Annotated in this window: 17 protein-coding genes; 9 read left to right on the forward strand and 8 right to left on the reverse strand. The window is 69.4% G+C overall.

Annotation, left to right across the window (positions count from 1 at the left end):
- The first annotated feature begins 65 nt into the window (after window positions 1–65).
- From GPZ80_RS16155 to GPZ80_RS16180, 6 genes are all read left to right on the forward strand, one after another.
- Entirely contained in the window at window positions 66–245 is a 180-nt protein-coding gene (locus GPZ80_RS16155; protein WP_187221298.1) for an RGCVC family protein, read from the forward strand.
- A 79-nt stretch (window positions 246–324) separates the two neighbouring features.
- Entirely contained in the window at window positions 325–471 is a 147-nt protein-coding gene (locus GPZ80_RS16160; RefSeq protein WP_187221184.1) for a hypothetical protein, read from the forward strand.
- A 25-nt stretch (window positions 472–496) separates the two neighbouring features.
- A complete protein-coding gene (locus GPZ80_RS16165; protein ID WP_187221185.1) occupies window positions 497–1,114 on the forward strand; it encodes a DUF2238 domain-containing protein in 618 nt (205 codons plus the stop codon).
- A gap of 45 nt (window positions 1,115–1,159) precedes the next feature.
- Window positions 1,160–1,327: a hypothetical protein gene (locus GPZ80_RS16170; protein WP_187221186.1), complete on the forward strand. Its 168-nt coding sequence runs from the start codon at window positions 1,160–1,162 to the stop codon at window positions 1,325–1,327.
- Window positions 1,328–1,400: 73 nt separating this feature from the next.
- Window positions 1,401–1,817, forward strand: a complete 417-nt coding sequence (locus GPZ80_RS16175; RefSeq protein ID WP_222719382.1) for a low affinity iron permease family protein — start codon at window positions 1,401–1,403, stop codon at window positions 1,815–1,817.
- A complete protein-coding gene (locus GPZ80_RS16180) occupies window positions 1,814–2,221 on the forward strand; it encodes a low affinity iron permease family protein (protein WP_187221187.1) in 408 nt (135 codons plus the stop codon). Before GPZ80_RS16175 ends, GPZ80_RS16180 begins: the two co-directional genes overlap by 4 nt.
- A 3-nt stretch (window positions 2,222–2,224) precedes the next feature.
- Here GPZ80_RS16180 and GPZ80_RS16185 read toward each other — a convergent pair whose 3' ends face one another.
- The 3 genes from GPZ80_RS16185 to GPZ80_RS16195 all read right to left on the reverse strand — a co-directional run bounded on the left by GPZ80_RS16185 (window position 2,225) and on the right by GPZ80_RS16195 (window position 3,428).
- Window positions 2,225–2,635, reverse strand: a complete 411-nt coding sequence (locus GPZ80_RS16185) for a DUF6098 family protein (RefSeq protein ID WP_187221188.1) — start codon at window positions 2,633–2,635, stop codon at window positions 2,225–2,227.
- Window positions 2,636–2,766: 131 nt separating this feature from the next.
- Window positions 2,767–2,988: a hypothetical protein gene (locus GPZ80_RS16190; RefSeq protein ID WP_187221189.1), complete on the reverse strand. Its 222-nt coding sequence runs from the start codon at window positions 2,986–2,988 to the stop codon at window positions 2,767–2,769.
- Between the two features lie 14 nt (window positions 2,989–3,002).
- The gene (locus tag GPZ80_RS16195; RefSeq protein ID WP_246477181.1) at window positions 3,003–3,428 is read right to left on the reverse strand and encodes a DUF6292 family protein; all 426 of its coding nucleotides are present in this window, start codon (window positions 3,426–3,428) and stop codon (window positions 3,003–3,005) included.
- Between the two features lie 186 nt (window positions 3,429–3,614).
- Between GPZ80_RS16195 and GPZ80_RS16200 the strand changes: the two genes are divergently transcribed.
- On the forward strand, window positions 3,615–4,442 hold the full coding sequence (locus GPZ80_RS16200; RefSeq protein WP_187221191.1) for an SDR family oxidoreductase: 828 nt from the start codon (window positions 3,615–3,617) through the stop codon (window positions 4,440–4,442).
- Between the two features lie 37 nt (window positions 4,443–4,479).
- Here the strand turns inward: GPZ80_RS16200 and GPZ80_RS16205 are convergent, their stop codons facing one another.
- Window positions 4,480–5,508 carry an NAD-dependent epimerase/dehydratase family protein gene (locus GPZ80_RS16205; RefSeq protein ID WP_187221192.1) on the reverse strand — a complete coding sequence of 343 codons (1,029 nt, stop codon included), beginning with the start codon at window positions 5,506–5,508 and terminating at the stop codon, window positions 4,480–4,482.
- A gap of 85 nt (window positions 5,509–5,593) precedes the next feature.
- On the opposite strand from GPZ80_RS16205, the gene GPZ80_RS16210 reads away from it, so the two are divergent.
- The gene (locus GPZ80_RS16210) at window positions 5,594–6,625 is read left to right on the forward strand and encodes a Ppx/GppA family phosphatase (RefSeq protein WP_187221193.1); all 1,032 of its coding nucleotides are present in this window, start codon (window positions 5,594–5,596) and stop codon (window positions 6,623–6,625) included.
- A 246-nt stretch (window positions 6,626–6,871) separates the two neighbouring features.
- Here the strand turns inward: GPZ80_RS16210 and GPZ80_RS16215 are convergent, their stop codons facing one another.
- Together GPZ80_RS16215 and GPZ80_RS16220 are read right to left on the reverse strand one after the other, a co-directional pair.
- On the reverse strand, window positions 6,872–9,166 hold the full coding sequence (locus GPZ80_RS16215; RefSeq protein WP_312880361.1) for an ATP-binding protein: 2,295 nt from the start codon (window positions 9,164–9,166) through the stop codon (window positions 6,872–6,874).
- A 121-nt stretch (window positions 9,167–9,287) separates the two neighbouring features.
- Window positions 9,288–10,151 carry an esterase/lipase family protein gene (locus GPZ80_RS16220; RefSeq protein WP_187221194.1) on the reverse strand — a complete coding sequence of 288 codons (864 nt, stop codon included), beginning with the start codon at window positions 10,149–10,151 and terminating at the stop codon, window positions 9,288–9,290.
- 125 nt (window positions 10,152–10,276) lie between these two features.
- Between GPZ80_RS16220 and GPZ80_RS16225 the strand changes: the two genes are divergently transcribed.
- Window positions 10,277–10,945: a TetR/AcrR family transcriptional regulator gene (locus tag GPZ80_RS16225; protein ID WP_187221195.1), complete on the forward strand. Its 669-nt coding sequence runs from the start codon at window positions 10,277–10,279 to the stop codon at window positions 10,943–10,945.
- Here the strand turns inward: GPZ80_RS16225 and GPZ80_RS16230 are convergent, their stop codons facing one another.
- Together GPZ80_RS16230 and GPZ80_RS16235 are read right to left on the reverse strand one after the other, a co-directional pair.
- Window positions 10,946–12,427 carry a flavin-containing monooxygenase gene (locus GPZ80_RS16230; protein WP_187221196.1) on the reverse strand — a complete coding sequence of 494 codons (1,482 nt, stop codon included), beginning with the start codon at window positions 12,425–12,427 and terminating at the stop codon, window positions 10,946–10,948.
- Window positions 12,424–13,311: an SDR family oxidoreductase gene (locus tag GPZ80_RS16235; RefSeq protein WP_312880362.1), complete on the reverse strand. Its 888-nt coding sequence runs from the start codon at window positions 13,309–13,311 to the stop codon at window positions 12,424–12,426. Before GPZ80_RS16235 ends, GPZ80_RS16230 begins: the two co-directional genes overlap by 4 nt.
- Window positions 13,312–13,313 lie beyond the last annotated feature (2 nt).

Consider the following 13,313-nt stretch of genomic DNA (forward strand, 5'->3'; position numbering starts at 1 on the left):
ACGGTGCTTATGGCGCGAACTATTCGCACGTCTCCCGGTGTGTATCAAAAACTGACGGGAGAAATATGCCCACGATCGACACCCGCGTGACAATTTCCGAGGCACCGGCCGATAGCCTGGCCTCGGCGGCCTGTCCGGCGTGCAGCCACGAGTGGAGCGCGCACGACCAGATCTCCGCCCGGTACTGCAAGGCGACGGCCGCGGGCTCCTACAGCCGCGGATGCGTCTGTCCGGCCGCGAAGTAGCACTGATTATCGTTCGGGGCGGGGGAACTCCTCCCCCGCTTCCGAAGACGAACCGTTCGAGAGGAATTTCACCGTCACCATGACAAATGATTTGTTCAGCCACCCCATCAACGAGCCCACCGAGGACAACGCCGACAAGGCCGCCCTCCGCCCCGCCGCGTACGAACACCTGTTCCGCGAGCCCACCAGCCCCACGGCGACGCCCAGCGACGACTCCTCGAACTGAGGACCCGCCCGATCTCCTGACCGGCATGCTTGATCCCCGCCTTCCCGGGGCATCCGGTGAGATGACGTCCACGCGCGAGCCGGTGGTCCTGCTGTCCGTCGTCGTCGTGGCCGTCGCGGCCTCGGCCATCGCGCCCCGGTCCCACGGGACACGGTTGCTCGAAGTGGCGCCCATCGCCGTGGCCGTGCCAGTCCTCGTGTGGACGTACGCCAAGTTCCCGCCGGCGCCGATCTCCTACCGGATTCTCACGGTCTCGGCCCTGCTGATCGCTCTGGGCGCCCACTACACCTATGCCGAGGTTCCGCTCGGCCACTGGATGCGTGACTGGTTCGACTTCAGCCGCAACCACTACGACCGTATCGGCCACGTCGCCCACGGCGCCACGGCCGCGATCGTGCTCCGCGAACTCCTCATCCGGCTCACGCCGCCGCGTCCGGGTTGGTGGCTCTTCGGCATCGACACCGGCCTCTGCCTGGGCGTAAGCGGCGGTTTCGAAGTCATCGAGGCGTTCGCCGCGAGTCTCAGCGGCAAGTCGGGTCAGGCCTACCTCGGAACCCAGGGTGACGAGTTCGCGCTGAACGCGGCCCACAACCAGCAGCTCTCCGCGATGGACGAACCGATCGGGGATGTCCAGCAGGCATGAGGACGTTGTCCGCGGGGTAACCCGTGGTGGTCGAGAGGAGCCGTTATGCACCGGGAGAGCGACACCCACGGGCCACGCCAGGACGACGAGCTCAAGCACGAGCTCGACGGCACGCTCAAGGGCAACCGCCCCACCCACGCGGAGGACTGGCGGGACCCCGAGCTCAGCGAGGACGAGGAGCCGGATACACCCGGCATCCCCGAGGAGAGCTGAGCCGTACCGGAAGTGTCGGGCTGATCGACTTTGGGTACTCCCCGGGGCATGGATATCTGCCAGGGAGGTCACGATGTCTAAGCACCACGGCTCGAGAAGTCCGACCATGCCCTCGGATGTCGACGGCCACATCTCGATGTTCGACCGGTTCGCGACGACCGCGGCCGAGTTCGTCTCCAAGGCCTGGTTCTTCATGCTCTGCGTGCTGCTGGTGCTGCTGTGGGCGCCGTCTTACTTCCTGCTTCCGGATGTCGACACCTGGCAGCTGATCATCAACACCGCCACCACGATCGTCACCTTCCTACTCGTCGCGCTGCTGCAGAACACCCAGCGCCGGGCCGATGACGCCGTGCAGCACAAGCTCAACGCCATCGCCGACGGCCTGTCCGACCTGATGGGGCACGTCGGCATGGACAGCGCCGATCTGCGCAAGGACCGCAGGGAACTGCGCGCGGCCGTCGGATTGGAAGACCACGAGAGCGCGTCATGAGGGCGCGGCACGTCCGCGAAGCCTTCTCCGGGACGGCTCAGGTCCTGGCCAAGGTGGCCGGTTCGCCGTGGACGAGCGGTCTCAGCGTGCTCGTCGTGTTCACACTGCTCGTTGTCGGTGTGAGCACGAGGTTCACGCCGGGATGGCAGATCACTGTCTACGCCGCGGGTTCCCTGGTGAGCCTGCTGGTGCTGTTCAGCATCCAGCACACCACCAACCGGCAGACGAAGGCGATCCTGCTCAAGCTCGACGAACTCGTCCGGGCCACCGAGGGCGCACACGAGGAACTCATCGCCGTCGAGGACCGGGAACTGCACGAACAGGAAGAACTCCACGATCTCAAACGCCAAGGCGACCTGCGGCCGACCGGCGTGCCCGTCGAGGAAGCGAACAAAGGTGTGTGACCGTCAGTCGCGGTGCGTGGTCGCGCCCGCCCGCAGCCGGGAGTGGTAGCGGGTGTGCGCCTCGGCGACGAGTTCCGCGCTGAGCCAGGCGATCGGGGTGATGTCGACCAGCAGCGGCTCGTTGTCCGGGCCGAAGTCCACCGGCTCGCCGTAGAGGATCCACGGGCGGGCGCCCTCATCGAGCTCGCGCAGGTACTGGCAGACCCGGCGAGCGAGCCAGTCCCGCGGGTCCAGCGACCACCAGCGCGGCACCGCGAGCGGGTTGGCCGACAGGCCGGGCATCCGCAGGCCGCTTTCGTGGTCGGTGCTGGGATGCAGCGCGTCGGCCTCGGGTCCCTGGGAGTAGCGCAGATACACCGGCCTGCCGAGCTGGGTGATCTCCGCCAGCTGGGACAGTCCGTCCACAGTAAACATGACTAGTCCGCCTCCCCGGAATTTCAACGGTTGGTCGCCCTTTGTCGGCATCGCACTTGACGTTGGAACCGTGGTCACGTGGCGTCACGGTCCCCCCAAGGCTGCGGTTGGCGAGTTGATTCGACGGTGTTCTAGGGGTCAGCCTCTTCGAGGCGCAGCGCGCGGTCCTCGGGGCCGCTTGGTCGCGCGGATTCGGTGTCGCGGGCGATTTCGGTGGCCTCGGTGTCGATCAGGTCCCCGGGCAGGCCTTCGCCGTCGGGGTCGGTCGCGGAGACGAAGTTCTCGTCGCGGACGCCCTCGGCCACACCGTCCTGGTCGAGGCCTTCCTGCTGTTCCGAGCGCGGTTCGGTCATGGCTTCCTCCTGGGTCATTCGCGGCCGAGATAGCGCACCAGCTGGCTGGGTAAGTCGTCCTCGGCGACGCACGAGCGCAGCCGGGGCGGGTCCGGGCGGCCGCACTGGCGGCCGGCGGCCACGTCGGCGAGGAACGCGCCGACGACGCGCGGGTCGGGCACCACCTGCCCGCCGAGGTAGCGCAGCACCTGGATGTCGTGGGCCGCGTTGGTCTCGGCGACGGCCGCCCACCCGTTCTCCTCGTCCCACACCAGGGCCAGGTCGCGGTCCGGGTGGGTCGGGTCGTGTTCGTCGACCGCGAGGTAGGCGTTCGAGGGCCGCTCGACCTCCCACCACCCCGACTTCGGGGAGATGCCGACCTCGGCGCAGACGGCGGCGAAGTACCCCTCCAGTGACGCCTGGGCCACGCCGTCGGCGTCCGGGCGCTCGTTGATCTTCATCGACACGGTCACCCTCCCTGCCTCGGCACGGGACCGTGCCGGACGCGGGCTCGCGGCACTCGCGCCTTTTCGGCAGTCATGGCGATCGTATGCCCAGGTAACGGCCTCGCAAACCCGAGACTGGTGTTTTCCCGACGCGGGCCGTGGGCAACCGCTTCGTACAGCCGACGAAGAAAGGGCCTCGTCATGACCACCACCGCTCCCCTCCCCCAGGACCGACGCGGCGCGCCGCTGCGTGCCGTGGTGACCGGAGCCGACTCCGGTATCGGGAAGGCGATCGCGGTCGCCCTGGCCCATGGCGGCGTGGACGTCGGTATCACCTGCCACCGGGATGTGGAGGGGGTCAAGGAGACCAAGCGCGAGATCGAGGAGGCAGGGGTCACCGCGGCTGTCGGCGCGCTGGACCTCACCGACCTGCCCACGTCGGCCAGCGTGATCGACGAGTTGGCCACGGAGCTGGGCGGCATCGATGTGCTGGTGAACTGCGCGGGCACCGGCAGCTCGTGCAAGGTCATGGACATGGACTTCGACGAGTGGCGGTCAGTGCTGTCGGTCGACCTCGACGGCGCCTTCCTGTGCTCGCAGCGCGCGGCCCGGTGGATGATCAACGCCGGGCAGGGCGGGCGGATCATCAACATCACGAGCGTGCACGAACACGCGCCCCGGGTGGGGGCGGCGCCGTACTGCGCGGCCAAAGCCGGACTGGGGATGCTGACGAAGGTGCTGGCCATGGAGCTCTCGGAGCACGCGATCACGGTGAACTCGGTGGCCCCGGGGGAGATCGCCACGCCGATGACGGGCAACGAGGACGTGGACCCCCGGACTCTGAAGCGGCCCGGCCTCCCGTCGGGCAGGCCGGGACACGCGGAAGAAGTCGCCGCGGTGGTGGCGTTCCTGGCTACGCCCGCGGCCGGGTACGTGACCGGCGCGTCCTATGTGGTCGATGGCGGAATGCTGCTGATGGGGCCGCAGGCGAGCGAGCGGGTGCCCGACGCCGAATGGCGCTCCGTCTAGTGGCATGGTCGTGTGCCCGCGGACTGGGCACGACGTCCTAGGGCCGCTTGTGTGTGCCGGGGCGCAGCGCGGGACTGGCGGACACCCCCGCGTTGTCCGCCAGTCCGCCGACCAGGTCGCGCAGTGTCGCCCCCGCGTCCAGCTTCGGCTGCCAGCCCAACTCCCGGCGGGCCAGGTCCGTGTCCAGCACCGGGCTGCCCATCGCCAGGTCGAGCCAGCCCGGCGGAGTCGGCTGCAGGTGCGCCCGCCACGACACCGCGGCCAGGGGCCGCAGCACCCGGTCCGAAGTGGGCAGCAGCCGTCTGCCCACGAGCTCGGCGACAGCGTCGGCGGACAGCGGTGGCTCGGCCGCCAGGTTCACCGGCCCGTCATAGCGTCGCACGACGGCGGCGGCGACGGCGTCGGCCACGTCCATGGCATGCACGAACTGCAGCGTCAGCGACCGAGGCAGCGGCACCACGGGAATCAGCCGCTTCTCCGCCGCTTTGAACAACAACCGCGGTGCCAGCGGGCCGAGGAAGTAACGTGCCACCTCACTGGCGGAACGGCGCTGCAGCACCAACCCCGGCCGCAACCGGGTCACCGTCAGTTCCGGCCGGGCCGCTTGGACGCCGTCCAGGATTCGCTCCACTTCGGACTTGTCCCGGCTGTAGCCCGAAGTCGAGACGCCGTCGGTGGGCCAGTTCTCGTCGATCCGGGTCGAGTCCCTCGCCGGCGAGTAGGCGCCGACGGACGACAGGTAGACCAGGTGCGGCACCTTCGCGTTCACCACCGCGTCGATCACCCGCCTGCTGCCTTCGACGTTGACCCGGTGCAGGTACTCAGGATCGTGGCTGGGCTGGATCGCCCAGGCCGCGTGGACCACGGCGTCGGCGTCGGCGAGCACGCGGACCAGCAGGTCGCTCGATTCCGGTGTCGACACGTCGATGTGGTGCCATTCGGCGCCGTCGTAGGGTGGCTCGCGGTCGGGGAGCCTGCGGCAGACCCCGACCAACTCGTTGCCGCGGAGACGTTCGATGACGGCGGTGCCGATGTTTCCGGTGCCGCCGATGACGACGATCTTCATGTGCGCCCTTTCTGCCAGACCCAGGCGTTACCCCGTGGCGGCCGGGCGAAACGTTTGACCTGCGCGATCGTGGGTATCCGCCGACATGAGAATCGGCGTGATAGACATCGGGTCGAACTCAGCCCAGCTGCAGGTGGTCGACGCCTTCACCGGCTCGCCGCCGCTACCGTCCTACGCCTTCAAACGGCCGACGCTGCTGGGTGAGGAATTCGGGCCGGACGGCGGCATCACCGACGTCGGGGTCCGGCGCGTCGTGGGGGCCGTCGCGGCGGCGCTCGCCAAGGCGCAGAAGCTCGAAATCGAGGAACTGTACGTCTTCGCGACGTCGGCCGTGCGCGACGCCGAGAACCGGGACCAGGTTGTCGACGCCATCGAGCGGCGGACCGGGCTGCGGGTGCAGTTCCTCAGCGGCGAGGACGAAGCGCGCCTGACCTACCACGCGGCGCACCGCTGGTACGGCTGGTCCGCGGGCCGCCTGCTGCTGCTCGACATCGGCGGCGGGTCGATGGAGATCGTCCTGGGCCGCGACGCCGAGCCGGAACTGGCGGTGTCGCTGCCGCTGGGCGCGGGCAGGCTGACCCGGCGGTTCTTCACCGCCGACCCACCCCCGGCCTGCGAGATCAAGGACCTCACCCGCCACGTCCAGGACTCGGTGCGCGAGGTGGCGGACCGGCTGCGGTGGGAGGGTTCGTTCCGCCGGGCGATCGCGACTTCGAAGACGTTCAAACAGCTGGCGCGGATGGCCGGAGCGCCCCCGCAGCGCGCGGGACCGTTCGCGCGGCGGCTGCTGACCGTGGAGGATCTTGAGCAGTGGATCCCCCGGCTCGCCGAACTACCCGCCGCCCAGCGGGCCAAGTTGCGTGGCGTGTCGGGATCGCGGGCGCATCAGATCCTCGCCGGGGCGCTGACGGCCAAGATCACCATGGTGGCGCTTGGCGTGTCCACTGTGGACCTGTGTCCGTGGGCGCTGCGTGAGGGGATCATGTTGCGGCACCTGCAGTGCGTCGACCAGGCCGAGCCGCTGCCTTTGCAGTCGGTTCGCGCTTTGCGGGACGTGGCCCCGGCCTCAGTCATCGCCCCGCGAATGCCGATGAGCTCGCTGCGGGTCGCGCCCTAGATCCAAGCCAGCCCGCGCGCGACAACAACCTCCAACCCACCTCGGGGGGCTGTCCTTGGCCAGTCTGTCGGCGGGCGGCGGGTTTGCGACGGGTCCGGGGATTCCTGTGGATGGATCGGCGGGGCTGTGGACAGCCACCTGGGGCGAACTGGTCGGCCGGGCGCCCGAGCGGCGCCGGTCAACTGCGGACAGAACGAGCAACTGACCCGCACGAGCTGGATCTGTTGCCGCGCGGGCCAGGTGGGCCTAGCGGCCCGCTACCCAGGCGGCGATCTGGGTGCGGTTGCTGAAGCCCAGTTTCGTGCGGATGTGGTCGATGTGGGTTTCCGCCGTGCGCAGGGAGATGACCAGGGACTTGGCGATCTCCCGGTTCGTCATGCCCTTCGCGACGAGTTCGGCGACTTCCATCTCCCGCTTGGTCAGCGGGGCCTCGGCCGCCTCCGGGACTTCCCGGGAGATGTCTTCGCGCAGGGCGTAGGAGATCGCGGTGTCGTTGGGCAGGGCGGCGCCGGTGGTGAATTCCGCGGCGGCGGTTTCCGCGCCCAGGCCCTCGGTCACCAAGACGATGTCGCGCTGCATTGGCTCGACGAACGCCGTGTAGTTGGTCGGTGACGCACCGACTGAATTCCACACTGTTGTTGCCGCGCCCAGCAATCGGGCCGCACGGCGGAGTTCGCCGAGGTGGGTCGAGCAGCCGGCGAGCACGGTCAGGGCGAAGGCCATCACCGCGCGGTCGCCGTAGCGGCGCTGCAGCCGCAGCACCGCAAGGCCCGCTTCCAACGCCTGCTCGTACTGCCCGGCCAGGTACTCCGCGGCGCTGAGCGACCACAGGGCCCAGCACCGCCAGGACACCTCACCCAATTCCGTGTACCGGTCTACGCAGTCGCGCATGACCGCGCGGCCGGTGTCCAGGTCGCCGGTCAGGCTGACGGCCAGGCCGTAGTTGAACCGCGACCACAGCTCACCGCTGAGGTCGCCCATTTCCCGAAACGCGTTGGTCGCCCGGTGGAACAGCTCCGCGGCCTGCTCGCCGTCGTTGCCCATCAGGGCGTGGTAGGCGCGGATGTGGTCGACGTAGGCGCGCGCGCTGTCGTCGCCTATCCGCTCGGCGACCTCGGCCGCTCCGGCCAATGTCGACTCGTAGGCGGGAATGTCGCCCTGGATCAGCGCGAGGAACGCGTCGACCCAGCCCGCCGCCGCGCGCGGCTCGCTGTCGCCGGGGGCGACGCCGACCAGCCGCGCGCACCACATGCGGCCCTCGGTCAGCAGGCCGCGGATGACCCAGTACTCCTTGATGTCGGTCACCATGCGCAGCCCGACCAGGGCCTCCGCCGCGCCGCCGACGCAGTAGTCCAGTGCCTGCCGCAGATTGGCGTGCTCGAAGTCGATCCGGTCGAGCTTGGCCGGGCTGAACCACTCGGCCGCGAACTGCTCCGTCAGCCCGGCGCACCAGTCGCGGTGCCTGCGGCGCATCCGGTCCAGCTCGCCGTTCGCTCGCAGCCGCTCCTCGCCGTACTGCCGGACCGTCTCCAGCATGCGGAACCGGACCAGCCCGTGGTGTTCCTCGCGCAGCAGGATGGACTTGTCGATCAGGCCGTCGAGCACGTCGAGCAGCTCGTCGCGGTCCAGGCCGTCGCCGCAGCACGCCGTCTCGGCCGCCTCGAGATCGAAGCCACCGGTGAACACCGCCGCCCGCGCCCACAGCAGGCGTTCCTGCTCGGTGCAGAGCTGGTGGCTCCAGTCGATCAGGGTCGCCAGGGTCTCGTGCCTGCTCGGCGCGGACCGGTTGGCCTGGGTGAGCAGGGTGAACCGCTTGTTTAGCCGGTCGGCGAGCTGGCGGGCCGACAGCGAGCGCAGCCGGACCGCGGCGAGTTCGATGGCCAGCGGCAGGCCGTCGAGCGCCCGGCACAGCCGGATCACGTCCTCGACGTCGTCCTCGGTGATGGTGAACGACGGGACGACGGCGGTCGCGCGGTCCAGGAAGAGCCGGACCGCGTCGTATTTCTCCATCGCCGCGACGGACTCGCCCGGCTCCGGCACGGCCAGCGGCTGCACCGGCAGCACGTGCTCGCCCGCGACGCCGAGCGACTGCCTGCTCGTCGCCAGGACCACCACGTCCGGGCACGAGGTGAGAATGGCCTCCACCAGCCCCGCGCTCGCCTCGACGAGGTGCTCGCAGTTGTCGAGCACCAGCAACAGCCTGCGCGCCCGCAGGTGGTCGACGACCAGGTCGATCGGCGCCCTGGTGGACCGGTCACCCAGGCCGAGCCGGTCGGCGACCGTGTTCACCAACAGTTTCGGCTCGTGCAGCTCGGCGAGGCCGACGAAGACCACGTCGTCGCCGAACGACGGCCGCACCGCGGCGGCCACCCGCAGCGCCAGCCTCGTCTTGCCCACCCCGCCCGGTCCGGTGAGGGTCACCAGCGGCGCGACTCCGAGCAGCCGTTTGACTTCGCGGATCTCGGTCCCGCGCCCGACGTAGGTCGTGATCTCGGCGGGCAGCCGGGGTCCCGGCAACCGCTGCACAGCCGCGTTCGTCACGCTCACTCACCACCACCCAAGTGCTCGGCGCAACAGTCTGACAGAAGTCAGACATTTCCGACCGCCGCCACTTCGCACTTGATCTTGGCGTGGATGACCCGAACGCGCGAGGCGAGGCTCGCTACAGAGGCGGGCCGAACCCGCAGACCACCGGCTTGGCGGCCGCCGGGTCAAGCCCGTTGATCACCAGCTGTGCGACGCCGCTGTCGAACGCGAGGCCGACATGGCCGACCGGGTCGAGTGGACACACGTCCTGGACGAACAGGTTTCGCACTCCCGGTTCGCGCACGAACGACGTCTCGTGCGGGGTGACCAAGGCGTCGTACTTCGTCGCGATGATCGTGTACTCGACGCCCGGCTGGGCGATCGGTCCGCTGGTCAGAGCCTTGACAGCGGAGCCGCCGACGAGGATCTCCGGGCAGGCCTGGCAGCCGAAGGTGGCGAGCACGATGTCCACGACCGGCCGCAGTCCGAGGAAGTCGCCGACGGTGACCAGGCCGCCGAAGGTGGTGCCGTGGGTGGGCGGAGCCATCGCCACGACGTGGCCGACCTTGCCGCTGTAGCCGAGGACCTTCGGGCCGTAGAGGGAGTGGAAACCGCCCTCGGAGTGGCCCACGATGTCGACCTTGGCCGCACCGGTCGTGGTGAGGACGCGGTCGACGAACGCGGCGATTTCCGGCGCGGACTTGGTGATGGACACCGTCCCACCCACCGGGAAAGCCGGTCCGGCCTGACCGTAGGTGAGCGAGAAGGCGCAGTAGCCCGCCGCCGCGACCCGCGGTCCGAGGTAGGAGTAGTTGCCGGGCCCGTTGCCGCCGAGACCGTGCAGCAGGACCACGGGATTGGGGTGCGCGGCCGAGGGCAGGCATGTCCAGTCGTCGAAGCCCGAGGTCGGCGCCGCGGTGGCCGCTCCCGGGGTCGCGACGAGCATGGAGCCGGTGGCCAGGGCGGCCACCAGGGCGATTCGGAGGATCTTCGGTCGCATCTGCGGCTCCTGTGGCGCGACGGGACGAGACCACGAGTAGAGCACGATGACCAGTTGGTAACAAGAGCTCTTGTTACCAATCAGTCGCCCTGTTTGAACTGTATCGATGCCGGTAGCGTGGAGTCATGACCTCGCCATCCGGGCGCCGCATCCGCGGTCTCGACGCGGAGCAGCGCAAACAGGCGCGGCGCGACCAACTACTCGACGCCGCGCTTGAGCTGTTCGCCACCGACGGCTACCACAACACGTCCATCGAGCAGATCTGCCAAGCCGCCTATGTGGGCACCAAGAGCTTCTATGAGGTCTTCGACAGCCGCGAGGACTGCTACATCGCCCTGCTGCGCCGCATCACCGAGCGCGCCACCGCCGCGATGGTCGAGGCGCTGGGCAACGCGCCCGAGGACGAGGACCGGGCCATGGAGCTGCTGGTCTCCACCTTCGTCCACGCCTTCCTCGACGACCCGCGCATCGCCAAGGCCAGCTTCGGCGAGGCGGCGGGCCTGTCCCCCGCGGTCGAGCGCGAGCGCCGGTCCAACCGCCGGTGGGCGGCGGCCTACATCGAGTCGGTGTGGCGGAAGTACGGCGTGCCGACCGGCGAGCTCGGCGTCGACACCCACCGAATGGCCATCGGCATGATCGGCGGCATGTTCGACATGCTCAGCGACTGGATGCTCGACTCCGACGCCACCTTGCCGTCCGATGTGGACGTCCTGATCGGCGACCTGGTCGACTTCACCCGCGTGGTGCGGGTCGGGCTGACCGCACCCGGCCTGCGCCGGGTGCGGTCGGCCTGATCAGGCGTAGGTGTAGTCGTCCAACGGGAACCGGCCCGCTTCGCGCAGCGCGTTGAGGGTCGACGTCGGGCGCAGGATCGCCGCTTCCCCGTGCTGGTTGAAGTAGTAGCTGCGGGCCGTGGAGCAGCTGCCCGCGTAGAACACCGAGTCGTCGAGCTTGGCCGTGACCCGGTCGAGGAACTGGTCGTTGGCCCGCTCGGTGACCTCGAAGGTGTCGGCCTTGCGGTTGCGCATCTCCCCGAAGAGCCGGTGGATGTGCCGCATCTGGGTCTCGATTGTGGTGAAGTACGACAGACCGCTGTAGGAATACGGGCTGGCCAGGGTGAGGAAGTTCGGGAACTTCGGCACCGTGATGCCCTCGTAGGCCTGGAACCTGGTGTCGCGCCACCACTTCCCGAGGTCGCGGCCCTCGCGCCCGATGATCTCGATGGCGGGGAAGTTGACGTCCCACAGGTTGAAGCCGGTCGCCAGGACCAAAGTGTCGATCTTCGTCTTGGTGCCGTCGCCCGCGACGATGCCGTCCGGCTCGATCCGCTCGATGCCCGAGGTCTCGAGATGCACGTGCGGCTTGGTGAACGCTCGGAAGTAGGTGTTGGAGAACGTCGGGCGCTTGCAGCCGAAGTCGTAGTCGGGGGTGAGCTTGCGCCGCAGCTCCGGGTCGCGCACCTGGTTGCGCAGGTGCCGCTTCGCCAGCGCCGCCGCGGACCGGCCCGCGAACGGGACCTTCTTGTAGTGCAACACGCCCGCCACCATCAGCACTTCGAGCAGGGCGGTGTTGAACAGCCGGGCAACCCGCTGGGTGATCGGCACCTTGGCGAACAGGCGCCGAACCACCGGCGGGATTCGGCCGTCGATCTTGGGGACGACCCAGATCGCGGTCCGCTGGAAGACGGTGAGGTGCTTGACCGTCTTGGCCAGTTCCGGGATCAGCTGCACGGCGGTGGCGCCGGTGCCGATGACCGCGGCACGCTTGCCCGCGAGGTCGTAGGTGTCCTTCCACGCAGTGGTGTGGATGATCTCGCCCGCGAACGTGTCGATGCCTGGGATGTCCGGGGTGTGCGGCTGCGACAGGAACCCGGTGGCGGTCACCAGATAGCGGGTGGTCACCGGGGCCGAACCCGCGACGGCCACCGTCCACAGGTGAGTGTCCTCGTCCCAGCGGGCGCCTTCGACCACCGCGCCGAAGCGCATGTGGCGGCGCAGGTCGTACTTGTCGGCGACGTGCTCGGCGTAGCGCTTGAGTTCCGCGCCGGGCGCGAACAGCCGCGACCAGTGGGGGTTCGGCTCGAAGGAGTACGAGTACGTGACCGACGCGATGTCGACCGCGAGACCCGGGTACCGGTTGACGTGCCAGGTACCGCCCAGGTCGTCCTCACGTTCGAGGATCAGCAGGTCCTTGACGCCTTGGCGCTTGAACTCGATCGCCGCCCCCATGCCGCCGAATCCGGCGCCGACGATGACGACCTCGTGGTCTGGCCTCACAGTTCCTCCTCGATGGCGAGCGCGTGCGCGTGGGCCTGGCCCGCGACTCGGTTCTCATACGCCGCACGGGTTTTGTGGTCCAGGGAGGTGAGGGCCCGGCGGTCGCCGAGCGCCCGCCTCCCCACCCGCATCACCGGTTCCGGGGTCACCGCGTCCAGAATGTCCCAGCCCGCGAGGAAACCGGGGACCGGGATCTCCGCCTTACGGGTCCGGCAACTGCCGAGCACGGCGGCGGCGATCACTTCCGGGTCCACCGTGGGCATGCCGCGGCCGAGCGGGGCGCCGGAGGCGAGTTCGGTGCGGACGGCGCTGGGCAGCACCGCGCTGATACTCACGCCGGTGTCGGCGTACTCGCGGCGCACGGCGGCGGTGAGGCCGACGGCAGCGAACTTGCTGGCGTTGTAGACCGCCATGCCCGGCAGCGGGATCTTGCCCGCCATGGACGCGAGGTTGACGACGTGACCGCGGCCGCGGGCGATCATGCTCGGCATCACCAGGCGCATGCCGTGGATCAGGCCCCAGATGTTGACGTTGAGCGTGGTGCGGGACAGGGCGTCCGACTCCTCCAGGAACCCGCCGAGCGGCATCACGCCCGCGTTGTTGACCAGCACGTCGACGCGGCCGTGCTCGGCGAGCACCTTTTCGGTGAACGCGGCGAACGACGACCGTGACGTCACGTCGAGTTCGTGCGCCCGGACGTCGCCGCCGATGCTCTCGGCCGCTTCCTTGGCCGCCTCGCCGTCGAGATCGCCCACGTGGACAGTCGCGCCGCGGGCGGCGAAGGCGGTCGCGGTGGCACGGCCGATGCCACGGGCGGCGCCGGTGACCACCACCACCGCGTCGCCGAGAGCGATCTTCGGGTACCTGCGCTTGAGAATCGCCACGG

Source organism: Actinokineospora xionganensis, from assembly GCF_014323725.1.
In the GTDB taxonomy this organism is placed as follows: Bacteria; Actinomycetota; Actinomycetes; order Mycobacteriales; family Pseudonocardiaceae; genus Actinokineospora; species Actinokineospora xionganensis.

What these genes read in the sequence shown, in the direction of transcription:
- GPZ80_RS16155 (WP_187221298.1), top strand. Translation starts at nt 66, where the DNA reads ATGCCCACGATCGACACCCGCGTGACAATTTCCGAGGCACCGGCCGAT.
- GPZ80_RS16160 (WP_187221184.1), top strand. Translation starts at nt 325, where the DNA reads ATGACAAATGATTTGTTCAGCCACCCCATCAACGAGCCCACCGAGGAC.
- GPZ80_RS16165 (WP_187221185.1), top strand. Translation starts at nt 497, where the DNA reads ATGCTTGATCCCCGCCTTCCCGGGGCATCCGGTGAGATGACGTCCACG.
- GPZ80_RS16170 (WP_187221186.1), top strand. Translation starts at nt 1,160, where the DNA reads ATGCACCGGGAGAGCGACACCCACGGGCCACGCCAGGACGACGAGCTC.
- GPZ80_RS16175 (WP_222719382.1), top strand. Translation starts at nt 1,401, where the DNA reads ATGTCTAAGCACCACGGCTCGAGAAGTCCGACCATGCCCTCGGATGTC.
- GPZ80_RS16180 (WP_187221187.1), top strand. Translation starts at nt 1,814, where the DNA reads ATGAGGGCGCGGCACGTCCGCGAAGCCTTCTCCGGGACGGCTCAGGTC.
- GPZ80_RS16185 (WP_187221188.1), bottom strand. Translation starts at nt 2,635, where the DNA reads ATGTTTACTGTGGACGGACTGTCCCAGCTGGCGGAGATCACCCAGCTC.
- GPZ80_RS16190 (WP_187221189.1), bottom strand. Translation starts at nt 2,988, where the DNA reads ATGACCGAACCGCGCTCGGAACAGCAGGAAGGCCTCGACCAGGACGGT.
- GPZ80_RS16195 (WP_246477181.1), bottom strand. Translation starts at nt 3,428, where the DNA reads ATGAAGATCAACGAGCGCCCGGACGCCGACGGCGTGGCCCAGGCGTCA.
- GPZ80_RS16200 (WP_187221191.1), top strand. Translation starts at nt 3,615, where the DNA reads ATGACCACCACCGCTCCCCTCCCCCAGGACCGACGCGGCGCGCCGCTG.
- GPZ80_RS16205 (WP_187221192.1), bottom strand. Translation starts at nt 5,508, where the DNA reads ATGAAGATCGTCGTCATCGGCGGCACCGGAAACATCGGCACCGCCGTC.
- GPZ80_RS16210 (WP_187221193.1), top strand. Translation starts at nt 5,594, where the DNA reads ATGAGAATCGGCGTGATAGACATCGGGTCGAACTCAGCCCAGCTGCAG.
- GPZ80_RS16220 (WP_187221194.1), bottom strand. Translation starts at nt 10,151, where the DNA reads ATGCGACCGAAGATCCTCCGAATCGCCCTGGTGGCCGCCCTGGCCACC.
- GPZ80_RS16225 (WP_187221195.1), top strand. Translation starts at nt 10,277, where the DNA reads ATGACCTCGCCATCCGGGCGCCGCATCCGCGGTCTCGACGCGGAGCAG.